The sequence below is a fragment of the Salinicola halophyticus genome (assembly GCF_003206695.1).
In the GTDB taxonomy this organism is placed as follows: Bacteria; Pseudomonadota; Gammaproteobacteria; order Pseudomonadales; family Halomonadaceae; genus Salinicola; species Salinicola halophyticus.
The window spans coordinates 271,307-293,808 of the sequence record NZ_PZJN01000003.1; the positions used below are offsets into that span (position 1 = coordinate 271,307).

Consider the following 22,502-nt stretch of genomic DNA (forward strand, 5'->3'; position numbering starts at 1 on the left):
CCCCAGGCTCGTCCCCAGAGTGAGCGATGACAGTACTCGACGCTGATTGGCCGACGATTTGTTCACGGCATTCGCGCGCGCGGACGATGCCCCGATCTCCATAATCTGCTATGATTTGAACGCCCGTGGGCAACAACGAGGCGTTATCGAAGTCCGACTGACAGCTCAGACCATTTCGAGACGTTTTATCAGTTTTATCAGCCGTACAGTGTGAGTGATCCGCGCTTCCATGTTCAACGCTCAGTATTTTCGTACTTACATGATGCTCGTCGAAACGGGGAGCTTCACCCAGACTGCGGGTAAGCTCGACATGACCCAGCCCGGCGTCAGTCAGCACGTGCGCAAGCTGGAAGAGTATCTCGGACGATCGCTGCTGAATCGCCATGGTCGGCGCTTTTCACTGACGGATGCCGGCCGCCGCACCTATGACTACGCGGTCAAGCTGTTTGCCGAGCACGAACATTTTCGCCATTCGTTGGATGACGATTCGCCGGACAGCGGCGAGTGCCGTATCGCTTCGCCCGGTAGCGTGGGATTGATGTTCTACCCCTTCCTGCTGGGCTATCAGCAGATGCACCCGGGGCTGACGGTCAACTACAGCTTCGCCTTCGATCATGAGATCGCTCAGGACGTGGTAGCCGGGCGCTATGATATCGGTATCGTCACCGAGATCGGCAAGCAGACCGATCTCAATTTCGAAGCCTGGCATCAGGAGCCGCTTTGCCTGGTCGTGCCGGCCGATTTCACCGGAACTACGCTGAGCGAGTTGGTGGCGTTGGGATTCGTCAACTATAACGACGGCAATGCCAATGCGGGCCTGCTGCTGCGGAGCAACTTCGGCAGCGAATTTCGCAGCATGAGCCATTTCCCGCGGCAGGGGTTCACCAACGAAGTGGGACAGGTTCTGGATGCGGTGGCCCGAGGGTTGGGGTTCACGGTAGTGTCTCGCCCGGTTCTGGAAACCTCGCCCTGGCAGCGTCAGGTCAAGGAGATGCCGCTGGCGCAACCGGTCTACGAAACACTGCACCTGGTGTCGCGCAAGGATGTGGAGCTGCCCAAGCGCTACCGCCAACTGCTGTCATCCTTCCGTCAGCAGCGTCTCAATGCCCTCTACGGCTATAGCGAGCTACCCACGCTGGAGAAGAGCTGACGTTCAGGTCTGCGATTGTCGCTGTACGCTCCGTTGGCAATAACGATACCCGTGGCCCATCGTGTCAGGCAGGGAACGAAAAACGGCCGCTCAATGAGCGGCCGTTGTCGTTTCTATCATTCCACCAAGACTGATATTCCACCAAGCCTCATGAGGCATCCCGATAGGCATCGATCGGCGGACAGCTGCAGATCAGGTTCCGATCGCCGAAGACGTTATCGACGCGGTTGACCGCCGGCCAGTACTTGGCCTCCCGCACGGCCTGGGTCGGAAAGGCGGCCCGCTCGCGAGAGTAGGGGCGATCCCACTCTTCTTCGGTCACGTCCGCCATGGTATGCGGCGCCAGCACCAGCGGATTGGCATCTTTCGGCCAGTCGCCGGCTTCCACGCGTGCGATCTCCTCGCGTATCGCGATCATGGCATCGCAGAATCGATCGATCTCATAGCGGGATTCGGACTCAGTGGGCTCGACCATCAGCGTGCCGGCCACCGGGAACGACATGGTGGGCGCGTGGAATCCGTAGTCCATCAGACGTTTGGCGATATCTTCCTCGCTGATGCCGGAGGCCGCCTTGAGCGGGCGGACGTCGAGGATACACTCGTGGGCCACCGTCCCGTTGGCACCCTGATACAGCACCGGATAATGCGTTTCCAGCCGCTTGGCGATGTAGTTGGCATTGAGAATCGCCAGCTCGGTGGCTTCGCGCAGCCCGCGAGCGCCCATCATCTTGATGTAGGCCCAGGAGATCGGCAGGATCGAAGCGCTGCCGAAGGCGGCCGCCGATACCGCGCCGGAATCCTTGGCGATGCCTTCCTGCGGTGTCATGACGTGATTGGGTAGGTGAGCGGCGAGATGTGCCTTGACGCCGATCGGGCCCATGCCCGGGCCACCGCCACCGTGCGGAATGCAGAACGTCTTGTGCAGATTGAGGTGCGAGACGTCGCCGCCGTAATCGCCGGGTCGGCAGAGGCCGACCTGGGCGTTCATGTTGGCACCGTCGATATAGACCTGACCGCCGTTGTCATGAACGATCTGACAGGCCTGGCGGATGTTTTCTTCGAAAACTCCGTGAGTCGAGGGATACGTCAGCATGATCGCCGAAAGCTTGTCACGGTGCTGGGTCGCCTTGGCCTCGAGATCGGCCATGTCGATATTGCCGTCACGATCGCATTCGACCACCACGACTTTCATCTGCGCCATCGCCGCGGACGCCGGGTTGGTGCCGTGAGCCGAGCTCGGAATCAGGCAGATGTCACGCTCCCCCTGATCCACCGCGGCCTGATAGCGACGAATGGCGACGAGACCCGCGTACTCACCCTGGGCGCCGGAATTCGGCTGCATCGAAATGCTGTCGTAGCCTGTGATCTCGATCAGAAAATCGCTGAGCTCGGTGATCATCTGGCGATAGCCGCTCACCTGTTCGCTAGGCGCAAAGGGGTGGATATTGGCGAACTCCGGCCAGGTGATGGGAATCATCTCGCTGGTGGCGTTGAGTTTCATGGTGCACGAGCCCAGCGGGATCATCGCGTGAGTGAGCGATAGATCGCGATTCTCGAGGCGCTTGAGGTAGCGCAGCATTTCCGTCTCGCTGCGGAAGCGCTGAAAGTTGGGATGCTGCAGGAAGTCGCTGTCACGACGATAGGCGACGGGAATGCCGGTGGTGCCCTGATCGACTGCCTGGCGATCGAGTTCGCTCACCGACAGACCGTGCTCCTCACCGATCAGCACGTCGAAGAGCTCCGCCAGATCGGCGGCGGTCGTGGTCTCGTTGAGACTCACGCCGACCTCGCCATCGGCGGGATAGCGAAGGTTGATCTCGCGGGTCAGCGCGCGTCCCTGAATCCGGTGGCTGTCGACTCCCGTCAGCGTCAGGGTGTCGAACCAGCTGTCGTGCTTGAGTGCGATGCCGTGCTGCTTGAGGCCCGCTGCCAGCAGCGTGGTCAGCCGGTGAATGCGACCGGCGATGGTCTGCAGGCCTTCGGCGCCGTGATAGACGGCGTAGAAGCCGGCGATATTGGCCAGCAGCGCCTGGGCGGTACAGATGTTGGAGGTCGCCTTCTCGCGGCGGATATGCTGCTCGCGGGTCTGCATCGCCATGCGCAGCGCCGGACGGCCGCGGCTATCCTTGGACACGCCGATGACGCGCCCCGGCAGCGATCGCTTGAGGGCCTCGCTGGTCGCGAAAAATGCTGCGTGAGGGCCACCGTAACCCATCGGCACGCCAAAGCGCTGGGAGTTGCCCAGGACGATATCGACGCCCATGGCGCCGGGTTCCTTGAGCATCACCAGGCTCATCAGGTCGGCCGCCACGCAGGTCATGATCTGGCGCGAGCGCGCCGTGGCCACCAGATTCTCGAGATCGCTGATGTCGCCATCGACGCCGGGGTATTGCAGCAGAGCGCCAAACACCTCTTCGTCGGCCAGTCGAGCCGCGGGTGCGACTACCAGCTCGAATCCTAGGTAGGCAGCGCGGGTGCGCAGCACGTCCAGGGTCTGCGGGAGCACGTCATCGGCAACGAAGAAGCGCTGACTTTTCTGTTTCTTGTTCGAACGCCGGCACAGCGCCATGGCCTCGGCCGCCGCTGTCGCTTCGTCCAATAGCGAGGCATTGGCGATCGCCATGCCGGTTAGATCCATCACCATCTGCTGAAAATTGAGCAGACCCTCTAGCCGACCCTGGGCGATTTCCGGCTGATAGGGCGTGTAGGCGGTGTACCAGCCCGGGTTTTCCAGCACGTTGCGCTGAATTACCGCCGGCAGATGGGTGGGGTAATATCCCTGGCCGATATAGCTCTTGAACACCTTGTTCTGCCGCGCCAGGCCGCGCAGATAGTCCAGCGATTCCGACTCGCCCCGCGGGCCATCCAGCGCCAGTTCGCCCTCGAGACGAATTCCCTTGGGAATGGTTCGGTCGATCAGTGTCGCCATCGAGGTCATGTCGAGCGCCTTGAGCATCTCGGCGACATCGTGGCGGGTAGGGCCATTGTGACGCTGAAGAAAATCGGCGTGATTGGCCAGTTCGGTCAGGGGGCGAGTCTCGGTGGGCATAGTCTATCCGGCGAGGTTGGCAAGAGATTGCTGGGAAAGCGAGACGGACCGTTCGGTGATGGAAGCACCGAACGGCCGGATCGGCGGGCGAGAGAGGAGGGCGATCAGCTGTCGTCCTGATCTTCCTCGGCCGCAACCAGTTCTTTATAGGCATCGGCCGACATCAGGGATTCGAGATCGCCCTGATCGGCCAGCTGCAGCTTGAGAATCCAGCCGTCGCTGTAGGGTGAGTCGTTGACCGTCTCGGGGCTGTCTTCGAGAGCCTCGTTGACTTCGACGATTTCACCCGCCAGCGGAGAGTAGAGATCTGACGCTGCCTTGACCGATTCGATAACGCCGAACTCGTCGCCAGCATCCAGCTCACGGCCGGCTTCCGGCAACTCGACGAAAACGACATCACCCAGGGCTTCCTGAGCGTGATCGGTGATGCCGACGGTCACGGTACCGTCGCCGTTGTCCAGCACCCATTCATGGCTGTCGGTGTAGAGCAGGTTGTTCGGGATTTCGCTCATGAGGTTTCCTATAAGAAACAAATTTCGATACGGGGGATTTTGGCGAGCATTATGCCTCAACACGGGATCGAATGGCATAGTCTCGCGTGCTTCCATCGCAGCTTCTCGCGAATCGCGCTTCTAGGTTGACCCCAGATCCGGAAAACGTCCAGTCCCAAGAAGACCTACAGCGGCACCAGCGCTTCTCCACGCCGTTTCCCGTGGTGCGGATGCGCATTATCGATGGATACCGCGATACTGCTCGGGAGACGACAAGACGACTCGTACCCGGTGCTCGATGCCCTTGCGGTGTTTCTTATTGGAAACAAAGGCTCTTTTCGCTATGGTGCCTTAACCTGTCTAACTCGGTGACTGGACTCAGTACGTAGAGTCCAGTACGTGGATTCCAGTACGTAGATTCAATATCTGGAATTAGACCCGGATTCAGGGCGTCAACGAGACCGGCTTCATGACCATGGACAGTGTGGCGTCGAGTCAGCTTGCCAAAAGAATGCTATTGGATAATTGTGGGTGGATAGTTGAATCCTCTAATGTGGCGCCGCTTTGTATGCAACGACGTGATCGATAAGCGATAAGCGATAACTGACCAATACACAACAACGTGCCGATGGAGTTCGCCGTGGATTCATTGACTGCCGTATTTAGCGCCATCAATGGCGTGGTATGGGGCCCGCTGATGCTGATTCTGCTGTTCGGGGTCGGTATCTATCTGCAGCTGGGTCTCAGGTTGCTGCCCATCCGTAAACTGGGCTTGGGTTTCAGCCTGTTATGGCGGGGGCGCCGCAGTGAAGCCGATAGCCATGACCAGGGCGAGATATCGCCGTTCAACGCGCTGATGACGGCGCTCTCGGCCACTATCGGGACCGGTAACATTGCCGGGGTGGCCACGGCGATCGCCCTGGGCGGACCGGGCGCAGTGTTCTGGATGTGGCTGACCGCCCTGGTGGGCATGGCGACGAAGTTCGCGGAAGCCGTCCTGGCGGTGCGTTATCGGGAGACCGATTCCAACGGTAACCATGTCGGTGGGCCGATGTACTACATCCGCAACGGACTGGGCAAACGCTGGGCCTGGCTGGGTGGGCTGTTCGCGTTCTTCGGTGCGATCGCCGCCTTTGGTATCGGCAATACCGTCCAAGCCAACTCGGTAGCGGACGCATTGACCACCTCCTTCGGCGTGCCAGCGTGGCTGACCGGCGTGATCATCATGGTGCTGGCGGGCGCCGTCATACTCGGCGGCATCAAGCGGATCTCCAGTGTCGCCGGAAAACTGGTGCCGCTGATGGCGGTCGCCTATTTTGCGGCAGGTGTCGTTGTCCTGATCATCAACGCCGATCAGATCGGCAGCGCTCTGGGAACCATCTTCGAGCATGCGTTTCAGCCCATTGCCGCCAGCGGCGGTTTTGCCGGTGCCGCGGTGGCAGCGGCCATTCGTTTTGGTGTTGCGCGGGGCATCTTCTCCAACGAAGCCGGCCTGGGTAGTGCGCCGATCGCGCATGCCGCAGCGCAGACACGTAATCCGGTACGTCAGGGGCTGATCGCCATGCTGGGTACCTTCATCGACACCCTGGTGGTGTGCACCATGACGGCGCTGGTGATTCTGACCTCGACCCACTGGCTGGATGGCGAGAGCGGGGCGGGGCTGACCTCGCTGTCCTTCGACAGCGCCTTGCCGGGTATCGGTCAGCACATCGTGGCGATCGCGCTGTCGATATTCGCCTTTACCACGATCCTGGGCTGGTCGTTCTATGGCGAGAAATGCTTTCAGTATCTGTTCGGCGACCGGGCGATACTGCTTTACCGGATTCTGTTCGTGCTGGCGGTGCCGGTCGGCGCGATGGCCAAGCTCGACTTTATCTGGCTGGTGGCGGATACCTTCAACGCGATGATGGCCATTCCCAATCTGATCGCCCTGGCGCTGTTGTCCCCAGTCGTGTTCAAGCTGACTCGCGATCACTTCGCCGGCAAGACCGTACTGCCGGGTGAAGCGCTGGAAGACCGCGATCGAGACGCGTAACTTTCTTTTATCTGCTCTAGACGGGAGACATTGATGTCCAACATGAAACAGACGCCGCTGTTTGCGCTGCATCAGCAGCTGGGTGGCAAGATGGTGCCGTTCGCCGGCTACAGCATGCCGGTGCAATACCCGCTGGGCGTCAAGAAGGAGCACGAGCATACGCGCCGAGCTTGCGGTCTGTTCGATGTCTCCCACATGGGCCAGGTAAAAGTGACGGGGCCGTCGCCCGCTGCTGCCATGGAGACTCTGGTGACCGCCGACGTCGTCGGGTTGGTGGAGGGCGGCCAGCGCTATGCGCTGTTCACCAACAGTGAGGGCGGCGTGCTGGATGATCTGATGATCGTCAATCATGGCGAATCGCTGTACGTGGTCGTCAATGCGGCGTGCAAGGATCAGGACATCGCGCTGATGCGCACCGGCCTCGGGACGGGACACGACGTCGAGGTTCTGGATCGAGGCTTGCTGGCATTGCAAGGCCCGCAAGCTCGGGATGTCATGCAGCGGCTGTGTCCGGCCGCCTGCGAACTGGTATTCATGCAGCACGCTCGTTGCGATGTGATGGGGCATGAGATATGGGTGAGCCGTAGCGGATATACCGGAGAGGATGGTTTCGAGATATCGACGCCGTCCGAGGCGACCGAAGCATTGGCGCACTGGTTCCTGGAGCAGCCGGAGGTCGAGCCGATCGGTCTTGGCGCAAGGGATTCGTTGCGTCTGGAAGCCGGCCTGTGTCTCTACGGTCACGACATCGACACGACCACTACACCGGTAGAGGCGAGCCTCTCCTGGGCGGTGGGCAAATCGCGTCGTGTCGGCGGGGAGCGTGAAGCCGGCTTCCCGGGAGCCGACATGGTGCTCCACCAGTTGCAGGCCAAGGATCATCGCCGCCGCCGGGTGGGATTGATCGGCGAGGGCCGGGCACCGGTCAGAGAAGGGACCAAGCTGTTCGACGCCGATGATCACGAGGTCGGTCACGTTACCTCGGGCAGTTTCGGTCCCAGCGTCGGAGCACCGGTCGCGATGGCCTACGTCGTCATCGAGTCCGCCGAGAAAGGTGCAACGCTGTACGCCGATGTTCGCGGCAAGCGATTGCCGATGACCATCAGCCCGATGCCATTCGTCACAGCGAATTACTATCGCGGGTGAATGTCAGGCTCCCTGAAGCTCTATCTTTATACCGTTATCTTAAAAAGGCCTTCTCGAGAGAGAAGGCCTTTTGTTTGGCAGAACTGTTGTTTGCCAGCCATTTGGCGGAATCATGGCGGTTGCCAGCGAGCCTCGTTGTCGGCCAGTGGCGCGATTCCGACCAGACTGGCGAGTGCTGCAAACCCGAGGCACCGCAGGTTATACGATGCGGCGGAAAGTGAGGTTGAGTCGGCAGCCCTGGATCGCGCGTGGGGCCAGCGCATGCTGCCAACGCTGCTGGGCGCCGGGGCCCATGAGGAGCAGACTGCCATGGGGTAGCCAGACATTGAAGGCGTGCCGGGGAGATCCCGTCTTTTCACGAAAGCGCAGCGGGCGCTCACTGCCCAGCGAGAGCGATGCCACGATGGGGTGATCGCCAAGTTCGGGCTCGTCGTCGCTATGCCAACCCATGCGCTGTTCGCCGCTGGCGTAGCGATTGAGCAGCACGCTATTGAAGTCGGCGGACGGCAAATCACTGCTTCGCAAGACGTCTTTCACGCGGTCTCGTAGCATCCGTACCAGCGGATGCCACGGTTGGGGTTGAAACGTCTGCCCCGAGTAGCGGTAGCCGGCGTCGCTATCTCCCATCCAGCACTGGGCGCGCGGGATGGTATGCAGCCGCCCGTAGAGTCGTATGGTCGGTGAGCTCCAGACGATTTCCTGATCGAGGGCGTGCTGTATCCGCGTCGCGTCGGCGGGCGAGAGGAAACCGGGAAGCAGCGTCAGCACCGGAGAGTCGTTGAGACGCTGCCATTCGATAGGCGTCGTGTCGGTCACGGCGCGAGCTCAGCCCCAGACGAACAGCGCGACGAGACCGCTGCACCAGGCGAGCGTGGCGCCGATCAGGCCACCTACCACGACATCGCTCACATAGTGCAGTCCCAGCACCACGCGGGAGGCGGCAATCAGCCCCGCCAGCGGGAGTACGACCGGTAGCAGTTGCGGCGTGGTGGCTGCGGTCAGGCCGGTGAACATGGCTGCATGTAACGTATGGCCGCTGGGAAAGCTGTAGCGATCGACCGGCGGCATGGTGCAGCGAATGGTGGTGAAGGTGATATACGGACGTTCACGACACAAGCGAGTCTTGAGCACGCGATAGAGCAGGGCGGCAACGCTGGCGGTCAACCCCCAGTGCACCGCTATCACCCATCCGAAGTGGCCATGCCAGATTGGTTGCAGCAATGCCAGTGCCACCCAGGCGGGCCAATCGCCCAGCCGACTGACGCAGCGGAACAGCCACAGCGTCGGCGCATGGCGAGAGAGTTCCGCCAGCCGGTGACTGAGCCGACTCTCGAGACGATCCAGACGCTCAAACGTGAGACGTGGAGTGCGTGGCTGCATGCGGGGCTCCCTGAACCTGGATTAGATGTGCGAGAAAACGGTCGCCGATATGAGACCAGCTCAGACTCGAGGCGCGCTTGCGGGCTTCGCGGCCCAGGCTCGTGTACAGCGCTGGCTGCTGGCAAAGCTCGCTGGCGGCCTGAATGAAGCCCTGGTCATCGCCCGGAGGCACCAGGCGGCCATTGACGTCGTGGGTTATCAGTTCCTTGGCCGCCGCGTGATCGAAAGCGACGACCGCGAGCCCGCTGGCCATCGCCTCTGGCACGACATTGCCGAAAGTCTCGGAAAGGGACGGGAAGATGAACATGTCGGCGCTGGCGTAGTGACGCGCCAGCGCCTCTCCGGTCTGAAATCCGGTAAAGATGGCCTCCGGCAGACGTCGGGTAATCGTCTTGCGAGCCGGGCCATCGCCCACCAGAACTTGAACCAGGTCGGGATTGGCGCGACGCATTGCCGCCATCGTGCTGGCCAGTAGCTCGATATTCTTTTCGCTGGCGAGGCGGCCGACGTAGAGCGCGACGGGCTGATCGGGGCCGGCTCCCCACTGGCGTCGCAGCTCGTTGTCTCGGCGTGACGGCTGATAGCGGTTGGCGTCGACGCCCCGAGCGAGAACCGAAACGCCCCGGTAGCCGTAATCCTCCAGCGCGTCACGCTGGGCCGCGGTGGGAACCAGGGTGGCTTCGCAGCGATTATGAAAGTAGCGCAGGCCTCGGCGAGCCATGGGGATGCTCCAGCCGAGTCGGTAATTGCTGGCGTACTGATCGAAGTTGGTATGGAAGCCGCTGACGACGGGGATCTGCAATCGCCGTGCCGCATTCAACGCCGACCAGCCCAGGGGCCCCTCAGTGGCGATGTAGATGGCATCCGGGCGCTCTTCACGCCAGAGACGCATCAGTCGGCGCCGACAAGGCCAGCCGACGTGTACGTCGGCGTAGATGGGCAGCGCCACTCCCCGTACATGCACATCGCGCTCGGCCAGCACATCGCGATTGCCGTCGGCCGGGTCGGGACGTATCAGCTGCAGCAGAATGCCCTTGGACACCAGGTGGCTGGCGAAATGACTCAGGGTATGAGCTACGCCATTGACCTCTGGCGCCCAGGTTTCACTGACCAGGGCTATGCGCATCGTTACTACTCCTTGCACGCTGGCGAATCTGCCACTGCACTCGATTCGTCACCGACCGTGTCTGCTTCGGTCTTCGATCATCCGGGTTACCGATGACGTCAATGCGTCACGATGATGACGAATAGATGACACCACTGGATTAGCGTAGCACGCGCGCCGGATCCACGGGCTTGCCGCCATGACGAAGATCGAACAGCAGGTGGTAGCGACTGCTGTCGCTCTCTGGAGCGATATCGCAAAGTGGTGTTCCGGCCGAGACGGATTGCCCTTCGGACACCAGCAGCTTGCCGCAGAACGCATAGACGCTCTGCATGTTGTCGGCGTGGTGAAGAATGACGACCTGGCCCAACTGGCGCATCCCGCTGGCGAACCGCACCTGACCCGACGTGGTGGCTTTCGCCTTCGCCGCCGTAGCGGTGGAGAGCATCATGGGTTGCAGGGTGCCGTGGGAATCGCGGCCAAACCGGCGTTCCACGGTGTAGTTCGCCAGAGGCCATTGCCATCGGCTGGCGGACGACGGCAAGGGACCGGGGTCCGGTAGCGAGCGGGAGGCCGCAGGCGCCGAAGCCGTGCGACGGCTGGCGCTCGACGACGGTCCGCCGTTCAGCGGGACGTGGATCAGCTGACCGACCTCGAGCTGCGAGGGATCGATGCCCTTGTTGGCGGCCTGGACGCGCTGCGGATTGGCGCCGAAATAGCGTCCGATGGAATACAGCGAGTCTCCACGACGCACCTGATAGCGATAGGGCCCGCCACCCGGCGCGCGTTCCTGCTGCGATGGCAGCATCAGTCGCTGCCCGACGGCCAGGCGACGAGAATCCACGCCCGGATTGAATCGTTGCAGGCGCAGCAGCGGTATCCCCGCCTGGTTAGCGATTTTGCCCAGCGTGTCGCCGCGCTGCACCGTCACCCAACCTCCGCCGTCGGCGACCCGGGTGCCGCCGCCGCTGGCGCAGCCACCCAGGATCAACATCAGTCCCAGCAGTAGGAGGAGAGCGCCGCGTCTTTTTCCTGCCACAGTGAATTCAACCATGTGTAGAAACGTTCCTTGTATTGGGCGTCATCGTAGCGGCCCTCCAGCATCCATTTCGGCCTGTCGAGGCATCTGACGGACAGCGCCACCTCTGACTCACGACCGCAGAGGAAGTCCCAGAAATTGGGAGAGCCTCGGCGGTAGTGCAGGGTCACGTCGAGTATGCCGTCGAGGCGCGGGCCCAGCAGCCCGATCACTTGAGCGATGCCGCCGGCCTTGGGGCGCAGCAGGTGCCGATAAGGGCTCTCCTGCTGGCGCTGCTTCTGCGGCGTGAAGCGAGTCCCCTCGACGAAGTTGTAGATCGTCATCGGCATTTCTCGGGCGTGCTCGCACATGCGATGCGTCGCCTGGCGGTCTCGCTCGGCCAGCCCGGGATTGCGGGCGAGTTTCTCGCGGCTATAGCGTCGCATGAAGGGAAACTCGAGCGCCCACCAGGCCAAACCGACGATGGGTACCAGAATCAACTCCCGCTTGAGGAAGAACTTCGGCATCGACGCTCGCCCGGTCAGCACGTAGAGCATGACCATGATATCGGTCCAGCTCTGGTGGTTGGCGATCACCAGCCACCATTGATGTGGCGAGAGCGTCTCGGGAATCTCGGTCCGGACCTGGGGGCGAATCCAGTGGCGGATCCAGACGTTGTTGGTCCTGATCCACGCCAGCGCGACGCGGTGCAGCCCACCCAGGACACGCAGGCGCCAGCGTCGAGTCGGAGTGACCAGTTTCATTGCGGTCAACGCGACCAGGGGGATTCCCCAGAACAGCGTATTGAGGATCAGCAACAGGACGCTGATTACCCCCTTCAGGGTCGACATGCCATTCTCCATCAACGACTTGGCTAGATGTTACTGGAATGTCGCAAAGCTGCCCAGCGCCCCGAGGTCCTGGGCAATGGTCAACCTGGATATCGACGCCGGAAAAATTCACTCAGAGAGCCGGAGTGAGATTTCTCATTGCCGAAAAACTAACCAATTCAACACCAGCGTGGATGGGGCCGACGACGGTCGAGGCGGATCACGGGAAATGCACAGTGTTATCCACAGAAGATGTGAATAATTCGGGTCAACGATCGCGATACATCGATCTCGCCAATTCTCGGCAATATCCTCCATGAATTGATAGAATGCCGCCGCTTTCGTCTCCGTTCGATACGGAGTACCGATTATCGACTCGCCTCGACGCCAAGTCCTGGCCTCTTTCTTACCAACGCTACTGGAGATCGCCGTTGCGTTCCTTACCCGCGACCCTTCCCATCCTGTTTCTCTGCGAAATCAGCTTCCTGCTCGGCCACGGCCTGATCATGACGCTGCTGGGCGTAAGGATGTCGCTGGAGGCGTTTCCGTCGCAGATGGCGGGTCTGCTGATGTCCTGCTTTTCGCTGGGATTCGTTGCCGGCAGTTACTGGCTGGAGAAACGCATTCGTAGCGTTGGCCACATCCGCGTATTCGCGGCTTGTGCGGCGTTGCTGGCGGCTACCGCGATCCTGCATGGGCTTTGGGTCAACCCGTGGGCCTGGCTGGTCTGGCGGCTTTTCGGCGGTGCGGCGACCGCCGGGCTGCTGATGGTGATGGAGTCGTGGGTATCCGGCGAGTCGACCAATGAAAATCGCGGGAGAGTGCTGGGCTGGTATCTGGTGATCTCGACGCTGTCGCTGGCGGGCGGGCAGTGGATGCTCAACATGGCCGATCCGGGCACTTTCGTGCTGTTCTCGGTGGCGGGCGTGTTGTTCGCGCTATCGCTGGTGCCGTTGTCGATTCATCGCATCCAGGGGCCGCTGCGCAACAGCCAGAGCGCGCCAGTCAAGATATCGCTGCGAACGCTGCTGGCAAGAGCCCCGGTCGGTCTCGTCGGCGCTTTCGTGGCAGGTCTGATGGTCCAGGCGTTCTTCGCCATGACGCCTTACTACGGTCAGGAAATCGGGCTTACCACCGCCCAGACGGCCAAGTTCATGTCGATAACCACGCTGGTGGCCCTCATCGCCCAGTGGACGCTGGGGCGAGTCTCGGACCGTTTCGATCGGCGCAAGGTCATCCTGTGCATGGCGGTGGTCATGGCGATATCGGGCGTGCTGATCGTATTTGCCGCGCGTTCCAGCTACTGGTTGCTGGTATTCGTGGCCAGCTTTCATACCGCGATGCTGCATACCCTCTATTCGCTGAGCCTGGCGCATACCCACGATTGGCTGGAGCCAGAGGAGACGATTCAGGCCAATGGCAAGATCCTGATGTGCTATGGAGTCGGGTCCGTGGTGGGGCCGTTCAGCGCTTCCCTACTGATGCAAAGCGTGGGTCCGGATGGCCTGTGGCTATTCCTGGGAGCGGTGGCGCTGGGTCTGGCACTGTTCATTGCCTATCGGCTGTGGCGGCGCGAACCCGTCATGGCGCCGGAGGAGCAGGAGCCCTACATGCCGTTGGTGCCGATGGTGGAGTCGACCCACTATATCAATGAGCTGGATCCGCGCCACGGCCCTTATCAGCATGAATTGAATCTGGAGGGTGATCTGGAAGAGGAGTACGACGAGCCGGCCTATCAATCTGGCTGATCGTTTGATGGATAGTTTGACGAGGCGGCTCGAGACTCGAGCCAATACCCTTTAGAGCTAAAACTCTTCAGTCATAACGAAAAGAGCCGGCATCTGCCGGCTCTCGTCGTTATATCGGTCACTATATCGTGTCGTGCTTCAGGCGTTTTCGGGCATCAAGGCCTTGTCCTGAACGTACTGATCGAACTCGGTAAAACCGCCGATGTGTGTCTGGTCGACGAAGATCTGCGGTACGGTTTCGACCGGCTTGCCGATGGTCTTTTCCATGTCGGCCTTGGTAATTCCTTCAGCGTGAATGTCGATATAGCGAAAATCGAAGTCGTCCCGGGCTTCCTTCAGTTTTTCTGCCAGATCTTTGGCGCGAACGCAGAACGGGCAGCCGGGGCGGCCAAAAATGACGGTCAGCATCAATGATTCTCCTGATCTGAATAATGGATTCGCTTCGGATGAACGAGAGTGGAAATAGAATGGGGCTTATTCTTTCGTATTAAACCCGGGCGGACCAATAGAGTCTCGCTACATTCGCTATTGCAGGCCACTATCGCTTCGCCACGGGCCGCTAGCCCGGCTTCAAGGCTCGAGCCGCTGACCCGCATCGGCATCGCGTAGCAGATCTCCGAGCGCTCGATGAATGTCGGGGGCGCTGACCAGCAGGTTCTCGCCATAGAGCTCGACGGGTAGCCCGTCGGGGCATTCGTAGAGATGGCTCGTCGTCGCCCCGGCTTCCCGGGCGATCAACAGCCCGGCGGCAAAATCCCAGGGCGAGACGCTTTCATAATAGGCGTCGAGCTGCCCGCAACCGACGTGGCACAGATCGAGCGCGGCGGAGCCGTTGCGCCGGATGTCACGGCAGGACTGAACGATGTGATCGAGGCGTCTGACCAACGGAGCGCGTCTGTCACGCGCGTAGGGGAATCCCGTCGCGACCAGGCTCCTCTCCAGGCTATCCGCCAGGCTGCAGCGCATCGGCTCATCGTTGAGTCGGGCTCCCTGACCGCGCACGGCGGTGAAGGTTTCGCCCAGAAACGGGGCGTGAACCACGCCCAGTTGAACCTCACCATCCATGGCCCAGGCGATAGAGACCGCGACATGGGCGTGGCCGTAGGCGAAATTGACCGTGCCGTCGATGGGGTCGACGACCCACAGCGAACCGCGCTGCTCGAGCTGGCTTCTATCCGGCGCCAGCTCCTCGGTCAGTCTGGCTTCTCCGGGAAACAGCGCTTCCAGTTCGTCGGCAATCATCTGATCGACGGCGACGTCCGTCTCTGTTACCAGCTCGTCTCCGCCCTTGTACTGACGCGAAAAATTCTGCTTCTCGCGGGCCTGAACGATCATTTCACCGGCCTGGCGGGCGATACGGATTATCTGTTCGAGTCGCTGGGCGTGGTCCACGATGGGCTCCTGTCTTAAAGATAGGATCGCGCCAAAGCCGGGCGCGATCGTCAACGATGAATGAGCTGTCTGTTTGTCGAGTCGGTGAAAAGTGCCGTCTGGTCAGGCTTTGGTCAAATCAGCGGCCGGATCAGTGCCTCACCGGGCGTTTCTGCAGCTTGCGCTGCAACGTGCGGCGATGCATGCCCAGGGCTCTGGCGGTTGCCGAAATATTGCCGTCGTGTTCATGCAGGACTTTCTGGATATGCTCCCACGTCACCCGATTGACCGAGGGCGGGTTGTCGGCGATCTCCACGTCGACGTCGCCGCTTTCGCGTTCGAGCGCCTGCAGAATCTCATCGGCGTCAGCGGGCTTGCAGAGATAGTTGGCGGCGCCGAGCTTCATCGCTTCCACGGCGGTGGCGATGCTCGAATAGCCGGTCAGCACCACCACGCGGCATGCCGGGGCAACCTCGAGCAGCGCAGGCAGCAGTTTGAGGCCGGAATCGGATTCCAGCTTGAGATCGAGCGTCGCCAGCGCCGGCGGCGTCTCCCGCGCCGAGGCCAGGGCCTGGTCGTAGGTATGAGCCACGACCACGTCGTAGCCGCGGCGGCGCATGGCGCGCTCCATGACGAAACAGAGCTGTTCGTCGTCGTCGACGATCAGCAGGCGCTCCTGATCGGCCGATCGTTGCAAGTCACTCATCACTGAAACCTCCTGTCACTGAATCCTGCCCGGCGGACACGAGCGCGAGCATCACAGGCTCTCGCCTGCCTTGACGCGGGGTAGCTTGACCTCGGTCAACGTGCCGCCTTCCTCATGATTATAGAGACTCACGCCGCCGCCGAACCGGCTGACGGTAGCGTGGGTCAGAAACAGCCCGATCCCCATTCCCTTGCTCTTGGTCGAGATGAAGGTGTCGCCCAGTTGATCGGCGATCGACATCGGCACGCCCGGGCCGTTATCTCGAATGTCGATAACCACTTCCTCGGCATCCCAGTCGAGACTGGTGACGATGGCTTCGGGACTGGCGTCTGCGGCGTTGTTGAGCAGGTTGATCAGCGCCTGCTCCAGCGTGGCGTCCACGGCGATACTGGGTTGGCCACGTTTGCCGAGCACTTCCAGCCGGTGGTGAACGTCCGGTCGCAGCACCAGCCAGCGCTGGATCAGATTCTCGAGCCAGGGTGTCGCGCGCCGTGTTTCGGGCTTTTCCAGACGCCGACGGTCGGCGTTGGCGACGAGTGTCTGCAAACGCTGCTTGCAGGTGTCGACCTGATTGCGCAGCAGGTCGATGTCCTCCAGCAGCGCTGGCTGTTGGCTGGCCTCGTGGCGCATCTCCTTGAGCAGCACGGCCATCGTCGACAGTGGCGTGCCGAGCTCGTGAGCGGTACCCGCCGCCTGGGTCGCCACCGCCAGGATCTGTTCGTTGCGCAGGGCGGCCTCGCGGGTCCGGGATAGCGTCATGTCGCGTCGGCGCAAGGTGTGCGCCATCTTGAAGATGAAGAAGGTGAGCAGGCTGCCGGACAGAATGAAATTCAACCACATGCCGAGCGTATGCAGCTGGACACCGAAGACGATCGTGCTGTTGGTCAACTGCGGCACGGATTGATAGAACAGCATCATGGTGGTGTAGCTGGCGGTCGCCGCCAGCGCGATGACCCAGGCGTAGGGCCATGGCAGCGTGGCGGCGGCGATTCCCAGCGGCACCAGCAGATAGGTGATGAAGGGATTGGTCGAACCGCCCGTGTAGTAGAACAGCAGACTCAGCCCGGCGATGTCGACCAGCCAGTGCAGCAGATATTCGGTGTTGGTGACGGCCCGCGGCCGACCCAGGCGCCACCAGGTCGCCACGTTGAACAGGCCCATGGCGACGATGACACTGATGACCGGCAGCACGTGGAGCTGGAACCCCAGGACCTCGATCCCGAAGATGATCGCGGCCAGAAATCCGGTCCAGGTGATACCGCGAACGATCGTCAAGCGAACCAGATTGCGGTTCGGCGTCGAAAGCGGAAGCGGCTGCAGCATGATCTCTCCGGTATCGAGTCGGGTTGGCAGAACGTTCGAAAAGCGAACGAGGGCAGCGCGGCTGACTCGACATCGCCGCGGGTACGACGATCATGGTACCGCATGCCACGAGGTGACGTGAGCCCGACTCGGGTGGTCATACGGAAAGCAAGCGACCGGAGAAGAGAAGGAAGGAGGCGCTGGCATATCGCAGTAACGAACACACGCTGCCGTTTGATCGCGTCTTCGGCCTGATTTCCCTGCCATGGCTTTGCAAGGCCTCTCCCGTCCCGCTGCGGCGGCTACAACTCTGCCGGTTCAGCGCGTACAATCGCCGTCATCTTCGATTCTCCGCGAACTCTCGCACTGCAACTGCTGTTGCGTGTGAGTCGCCTCTAGTCAGTGAAGTTACTCATGTCAGATGCCCAGCTAGCGCAGGAAGCGGCCCTTCGTCGCACTTTCGCCATTATCAGTCACCCCGACGCGGGCAAGACGACGATCACCGAGAAGATGTTGCTGTTCGGCAACGCCATCCAGCTGGCCGGTTCGGTCAAGAGCAAGCGGGCCGAGCGCCATGCCACCTCCGACTGGATGAAGATGGAGCAGGAGCGGGGTATCTCGGTCACCACGTCGGTCATGCAGTTCCCCTACAACGGCCGCATCGTCAACCTGCTCGATACCCCCGGTCACGAGGATTTCTCCGAGGATACCTACCGCACACTGACCGCCGTCGACTCCGCGCTGATGGTCATCGACGCGGCCAAGGGCGTCGAGGATCGAACCATCAAGCTGATGGAGGTGTGCCGGTTACGGACCACGCCCATCCTGACCTTTATCAACAAGATGGACCGTGACACTCGCGATCCGATCGAGGTCATGGACGAGATCGAGACGGTGCTGAACATCCAGTGCGCACCGATGACCTGGCCGATCGGCATGGGTCGTCAGTTCAAGGGTGTCTACCATCTCTACGATGACGTGGTTCATCTGTATACCCAGGGCCAGGGCAACCGCATTCCGGAAGACAAGCGCATCGAAGGCCTCGCCAGCGAGGAAGTCGACCGCGTGCTGGGCGAGAGCGCGGCGGAAGAGCTGCGCATGGAAGTCGAGCTGGTTCGCGGCGCCTCGCATGAGTTCGACCTGGAAGCCTATCGTCGTGGCGAGTTGTCCCCGGTCTATTTCGGTACCGCGATGGGCAATTTCGGCGTGCGCGAGATGCTCAACGGTTTCGTCGAGTTCGCGCCGACGCCTCAGGCCCGGGAAACCGATGCCCGTGAAGTGGTCGCGGACGACGGCCGGTTCTCCGGTTTCGTTTTCAAGATCCAGGCCAACATGGATCCCAAGCATCGGGACCGAGTCGCGTTTCTGCGTATCTGTTCCGGCAAGTACGAGCGCAACATGAAGATGCGCCACGTGCGCATCGGCAAGGAGGTCAAGATCGCCGACGCGCTGACCTTCATGGCCTCCGACCGCTCTCATGTCGAGGAAGCCTGGCCGGGCGATATCATCGGGTTGCACAATCACGGCACGATCCAGATCGGTGACACTTTCACCGCCGGGGAGGACATGCGCTTCCTGGGCATTCCGCACTTCGCGCCGGAGCTATTCCGACGCGTTCGGCTGCGTGACCCGCTGAAGATGAAAGCGCTTCAGAAGGGCCTCCAGCAGCTCTCGGAAGAGGGTGCCACGCAGGTCTTCCTGCCCTTGGACAACAACGATCTTATCGTGGGCGCCGTGGGTACGTTGCAGTTCGATGTCGTCGCGCATCGCCTCAAGGAGGAGTACAAGGTCGACTGTATCTACGAGCCGGTCAACGTCAATACCGCTCGCTGGATCTACAGCAAGGATGCCAAGAAGCTCGACGAATTCAGGCGCAAGGCGAGCGCCAACCTGGCGCTGGACGGCGGCCACTATCTGACCTATCTGGCACCGACGCGAGTCAATCTGCAGATGACGCAGGAACGCTGGCCGGAGATCGAGTTCAGGGCCACCCGCGAGCACTGATTACCGTCAGGTCGTTGCTGCAGAATATCTCGCCTCCACGGACGTTCGGGGCCGCCAGAGCCGCTCGTCCGTTCAACGGATCTTGCGAGACACCGCGAGATTTCGTCTTGCCGCCACCCGGCGCTTGGGCCATTCTGAAAACCGGCTAGTCGTCACGGCGGCCGGAGAGATTCGAGAGCAACCCGTTAGATCAGAAAAAGGAAAAAGCCGATGGCTTCCAAATTTCTCAAGGAGTTTCGAGAGTTTGCCGTCAAAGGTAACGTCGTCGATATGGCGGTGGGCATTATCATTGGCGGTGCCTTCACGCTGATTGTTCAAAGCCTGGTGAAGAACATCTTCAACCCGGTGCTCGGGCTGCTCATTGGCGGCGTCGACTTCGCCAATTTCTACGTCGTGCTCAAGGAAGGGGCGACGCCAGGACCCTACGCCTCTCTGGGGGCGGCTCAGGAAGCCGGCGCCGTGACGCTGGATTACGGCCTGTTCCTCAACGCCGTGATCAGTTTCATCATCGTCGCGTTCGTCGTGTTCCTGTTGGTTCGCACCATCAATCGGCTCAAGCGCGAAGAAGCGGTCGCCCCCAAGGCGCCGACGGACAAGGCGTGTCCGCACTGCTTCATGACGATTCCGATCAACGCAACCAAGTGCGGCCACTGCACCGCCGATCTTCCGCTGGCGGAAGAGAGCCCGATAGCCTGAATCATGCTGTTCGACGCGCATTGTCATCTGGATTTCGACAGTTTCGACGCCGACCGCGAAGCCGTTTTCGAACGTGCCCACGCGGCCGGCGTCTCGCGTTTCATGGTGCCGGGAACGACGCGGCGACGGTGGGAAAACGTGCTGGCATTGAGTGAGCGCGACGATGTCGTCGCGTCACTTGGGCTTCATCCGTTCTTCCTCGACGAGCACGCCGAAAGGGACATTGAACGCCTGGCGAAAGCGTTGGACCAGCATCCTCACCTGGTCGGTATCGGCGAATGCGGGATCGACGCGCGATTCGAGGCCACGCTAGACCAGCAGTGGGCGCTGTTCGAGGCGCAGCTCCAACTGGCCAAGCAGCGCCGGCTGCCGATCATCGTCCACTGTGTGCACGCCGACGATCAGGTGGCCAAACGGCTCAAGCAGCTCGATCTACCGGCCGGCGGGCTGATTCATGCCTTCGGGGGCAGTGCGCAGCAGGCCGGACGCTTTCTGGATCTGGGGTACACGCTGGGGCTCGGCGGGGCAGTCACCTACGATCGGGCGAAACGATTGCACCGCGTCGTGCAGTCGCTCCCCGACGACGGATTCGTGCTCGAGACCGACAGTCCGGACATGCCGTTATGCGGACGTCAGGGGCAGCGCAACGAGCCATCCTGTCTTCCCCGAACATTGGACGCCGTCGCCGCGTTGCGACGCCAGGAGCGAGACCGGATCGCCGCCAACGCCTGGGCCAATACGCGGCGACTGTTTCGGCTGACCGCCGACTCATGAGTGGTTGAAAGACGTCTCACGAAGTCTAAGCGGCAACAACGCTTTCGGGATCGAGGCGCTCCAGCGGATAGGGCAGTTCGCGCAGCGTCAGCTTGCGATCGCCGACGACGAGCCTGGATTCGTCGGACTCGCTGGTATTGAGCACCACCAGCAGATCACAGACGGCCGCGTCGCCTGCAGGCGTGGCCTGAAAAACCTCGCCCACGCGCTTGCCTTCGGCGTTGCGGATCTCGCTGCCGATCTCGACCGCAGTGCCGCCCTCCAGGGTCGCGATCTGCAACCGCTTCTTGACCTGTCCGCGAAAATGCGCGCGCGCCACGATCTCTTGACCGGTGTAGCAGCCCTTGCGAAAACTGATGCCGCCCAGGGCTTCCCAGTTGATCATCTGAGGCAGCAGCGAGTCGCTGTGGGTCGCCGTGAGCCAGGCCACTCCGGCGTCGATATCCGCGCGTTGCCAGCTCGCATTGCCGACTGCGATGGCGTTGCGCTGCATCTGGTTCCAGACCGATACCGCTCGCGCCTGGGGCAGAATCATCAGCAGGCGTGACCCGGCGCTAGGGTGGCGCACCAGCACGGTGTCGTCCTGCTGGCTCATGTGCCAATCGATGTCGGACGGAGCGGGAAGCTGCACCTCGTCGGGCAATGAGGGCATGGTGCCGAGGACGCCGATCAGCGCCAGGTCATCGCGTGGGTTCAACGTCACCTTGTAGAACGGTGCGTATTTGCCGAGCTGCGTCGCCAGCGGGGCGACCAGAGAAATATCCAGCAATAGCCAGTAGCGCTCCGCGCCAACCTTGAGCAGTTCGGCATTGGCGATCATGCGCCCCTTGGGCGTACAGAACGTGGTCAGCGGGGCGAATTCGCCGTTCGCATGCTCGACGTTGGCGCTGGTCTGGCCTTGGAGAAAGCGCGCCGCATCGGGGCCGTCGCATTCGAGAATGCCGAGATGGCTCAGCGGCGACAGGCAGCTTGGGGGGGCGCCCAGGGGGCTATCGTCCTGCGGAAACTGCCAGAGACGCTCGTCGACCTGGCGCCCGCCCGCTGCCGTGAGATGTGCCAGCCAATCGTTCATCCGGTCCCTCCATAAAGACATTGATGTCAGTCTATGCCTGATGCTGGCGTCAAGATGGTGTCGATCGCTCGCCATTGCAACATCGGCGATGGCGAACGGCGTGCTACGCTATATCGCTGGCTCGAACCTTTTCCCCGAATCACGGTTCTGGAAGCCCCTGTCATGAACTCAGTCATGAACAGAGTGTGACGTTATCGTGAGCTGACCAACGTCAATTGTCAGCTGTGAAGTACTGATCAGAAAGCGCCGTTCGTCATACCGGCGTTCTGGAAAACATCGTGGAGAAAGCGGCATGGCCCGGATCAATCTGACCCTGAAAGGGGTCTCCACCCCGGAAGATCTCAATCGTGTCACGACGGCACTGATGATGGTGGATGGAGTCGATACCGTCGATATTGGACTGGAGTGGGCGGAGATCGAGGGACGCGTCAGCCGAGAGGCGCTGATCAAGGTCGTCGCTTCGTTGAAGGCCGGCTATTTTGCCCAGTGATTTTGTCTTCCAGGAATATGTCGCCCAGTAACTGTGTCGCCCAATGACTGTGTCGTACAGCACCGTGCTGCCCGGGCGGTTGTCGCGCCGACGAGGCATGGAAAGCAACGGAAAAAAGGCCTGCCCCTTGAATGA

Annotated in this window: 20 protein-coding genes; 8 read left to right on the forward strand and 12 right to left on the reverse strand. The window is 61.4% G+C overall.

The genetic code is table 11. The annotated features are described in order from the left end of the window. Positions 1-229: 229 nt before the first annotated feature. Positions 230-1,150: a LysR family transcriptional regulator gene (locus DOM58_RS03340; protein ID WP_110691763.1), complete on the forward strand. Its 921-nt coding sequence runs from the start codon at positions 230-232 to the stop codon at positions 1,148-1,150. A gap of 148 nt (positions 1,151-1,298) precedes the next feature. Here DOM58_RS03340 and gcvP read toward each other — a convergent pair whose 3' ends face one another. Further along, on the reverse strand, positions 1,299-4,199 hold the full coding sequence (gene gcvP, locus DOM58_RS03345) for an aminomethyl-transferring glycine dehydrogenase (RefSeq protein ID WP_110691764.1): 2,901 nt from the start codon (positions 4,197-4,199) through the stop codon (positions 1,299-1,301). Between the two features lie 104 nt (positions 4,200-4,303). Continuing rightward, a complete protein-coding gene (gcvH, locus tag DOM58_RS03350) occupies positions 4,304-4,711 on the reverse strand; it encodes a glycine cleavage system protein GcvH (RefSeq protein WP_110691765.1) in 408 nt (135 codons plus the stop codon). Between the two features lie 676 nt (positions 4,712-5,387). On the opposite strand from gcvH, the gene DOM58_RS03355 reads away from it, so the two are divergent. Together DOM58_RS03355 and gcvT are read left to right on the forward strand one after the other, a co-directional pair. Continuing rightward, positions 5,388-6,725: an alanine/glycine:cation symporter family protein gene (locus tag DOM58_RS03355; RefSeq protein WP_425353385.1), complete on the forward strand. Its 1,338-nt coding sequence runs from the start codon at positions 5,388-5,390 to the stop codon at positions 6,723-6,725. 33 nt (positions 6,726-6,758) lie between these two features. Next, positions 6,759-7,871 carry a glycine cleavage system aminomethyltransferase GcvT gene (gene gcvT / locus DOM58_RS03360; RefSeq protein WP_110691766.1) on the forward strand — a complete coding sequence of 371 codons (1,113 nt, stop codon included), beginning with the start codon at positions 6,759-6,761 and terminating at the stop codon, positions 7,869-7,871. Positions 7,872-8,069: 198 nt separating this feature from the next. Here the strand turns inward: gcvT and DOM58_RS03365 are convergent, their stop codons facing one another. From DOM58_RS03365 to DOM58_RS03385, 5 genes are all read right to left on the reverse strand, one after another. Next, positions 8,070-8,687, reverse strand: a complete 618-nt coding sequence (locus DOM58_RS03365) for an alpha-ketoglutarate-dependent dioxygenase AlkB family protein (RefSeq protein WP_245392133.1) — start codon at positions 8,685-8,687, stop codon at positions 8,070-8,072. A gap of 9 nt (positions 8,688-8,696) precedes the next feature. Then, positions 8,697-9,251, reverse strand: coding sequence for a phosphatase PAP2 family protein (locus DOM58_RS03370; RefSeq protein WP_110691767.1), 555 nt, complete (start codon positions 9,249-9,251; stop codon positions 8,697-8,699). Beyond that, a complete protein-coding gene (locus DOM58_RS03375; RefSeq protein ID WP_110691768.1) occupies positions 9,220-10,377 on the reverse strand; it encodes a glycosyltransferase family 4 protein in 1,158 nt (385 codons plus the stop codon). Before DOM58_RS03375 ends, DOM58_RS03370 begins: the two co-directional genes overlap by 32 nt. A 139-nt stretch (positions 10,378-10,516) precedes the next feature. Then, positions 10,517-11,410: a M23 family metallopeptidase gene (locus DOM58_RS03380; protein WP_110691769.1), complete on the reverse strand. Its 894-nt coding sequence runs from the start codon at positions 11,408-11,410 to the stop codon at positions 10,517-10,519. After that, the gene (locus DOM58_RS03385; RefSeq protein ID WP_075563810.1) at positions 11,350-12,225 is read right to left on the reverse strand and encodes an acyltransferase; all 876 of its coding nucleotides are present in this window, start codon (positions 12,223-12,225) and stop codon (positions 11,350-11,352) included. Before DOM58_RS03385 ends, DOM58_RS03380 begins: the two co-directional genes overlap by 61 nt. A gap of 410 nt (positions 12,226-12,635) precedes the next feature. On the opposite strand from DOM58_RS03385, the gene DOM58_RS03390 reads away from it, so the two are divergent. Then, entirely contained in the window at positions 12,636-13,952 is a 1,317-nt protein-coding gene (locus DOM58_RS03390) for an MFS transporter (protein ID WP_110691770.1), read from the forward strand. 138 nt (positions 13,953-14,090) lie between these two features. Here the strand turns inward: DOM58_RS03390 and DOM58_RS03395 are convergent, their stop codons facing one another. The 4 genes from DOM58_RS03395 to DOM58_RS03410 form a co-directional block, all read right to left on the reverse strand. Next, the gene (locus tag DOM58_RS03395; RefSeq protein ID WP_075563812.1) at positions 14,091-14,360 is read right to left on the reverse strand and encodes a GrxA family glutaredoxin; all 270 of its coding nucleotides are present in this window, start codon (positions 14,358-14,360) and stop codon (positions 14,091-14,093) included. A 162-nt stretch (positions 14,361-14,522) separates the two neighbouring features. Beyond that, positions 14,523-15,344: an inositol monophosphatase family protein gene (locus DOM58_RS03400; protein ID WP_188113766.1), complete on the reverse strand. Its 822-nt coding sequence runs from the start codon at positions 15,342-15,344 to the stop codon at positions 14,523-14,525. Positions 15,345-15,474: 130 nt separating this feature from the next. After that, positions 15,475-16,029, reverse strand: a complete 555-nt coding sequence (locus DOM58_RS03405) for a response regulator transcription factor (protein WP_110691771.1) — start codon at positions 16,027-16,029, stop codon at positions 15,475-15,477. A 51-nt stretch (positions 16,030-16,080) separates the two neighbouring features. After that, positions 16,081-17,352, reverse strand: coding sequence for an ATP-binding protein (locus tag DOM58_RS03410; protein WP_075563814.1), 1,272 nt, complete (start codon positions 17,350-17,352; stop codon positions 16,081-16,083). Positions 17,353-17,745: 393 nt separating this feature from the next. Between DOM58_RS03410 and DOM58_RS03415 the strand changes: the two genes are divergently transcribed. The 3 genes from DOM58_RS03415 to DOM58_RS03425 all read left to right on the forward strand — a co-directional run bounded on the left by DOM58_RS03415 (position 17,746) and on the right by DOM58_RS03425 (position 20,805). After that, positions 17,746-19,335 carry a peptide chain release factor 3 gene (locus tag DOM58_RS03415; RefSeq protein WP_110691772.1) on the forward strand — a complete coding sequence of 530 codons (1,590 nt, stop codon included), beginning with the start codon at positions 17,746-17,748 and terminating at the stop codon, positions 19,333-19,335. Positions 19,336-19,545: 210 nt separating this feature from the next. Continuing rightward, positions 19,546-20,031 carry a large-conductance mechanosensitive channel protein MscL gene (gene mscL / locus DOM58_RS03420; protein ID WP_075563816.1) on the forward strand — a complete coding sequence of 162 codons (486 nt, stop codon included), beginning with the start codon at positions 19,546-19,548 and terminating at the stop codon, positions 20,029-20,031. Between the two features lie 3 nt (positions 20,032-20,034). Next, positions 20,035-20,805 (forward strand): TatD family hydrolase, encoded by a 771-nt coding sequence (locus tag DOM58_RS03425; RefSeq protein ID WP_110691773.1) that lies wholly within the window; start codon positions 20,035-20,037, stop codon positions 20,803-20,805. Between the two features lie 25 nt (positions 20,806-20,830). Here the strand turns inward: DOM58_RS03425 and ygfZ are convergent, their stop codons facing one another. Continuing rightward, positions 20,831-21,877, reverse strand: coding sequence for a CAF17-like 4Fe-4S cluster assembly/insertion protein YgfZ (gene ygfZ / locus DOM58_RS03430; protein WP_245392134.1), 1,047 nt, complete (start codon positions 21,875-21,877; stop codon positions 20,831-20,833). 292 nt (positions 21,878-22,169) lie between these two features. Here ygfZ and DOM58_RS03435 point away from each other — a divergent pair, with 292 nt between their 5' ends. After that, complete coding sequence (locus tag DOM58_RS03435; protein WP_110691775.1) at positions 22,170-22,367, forward strand: copper-exporting P-type ATPase CopA; 198 nt, start codon at positions 22,170-22,172, stop codon at positions 22,365-22,367. The last annotated feature ends 135 nt before the right edge of the window (positions 22,368-22,502 follow it).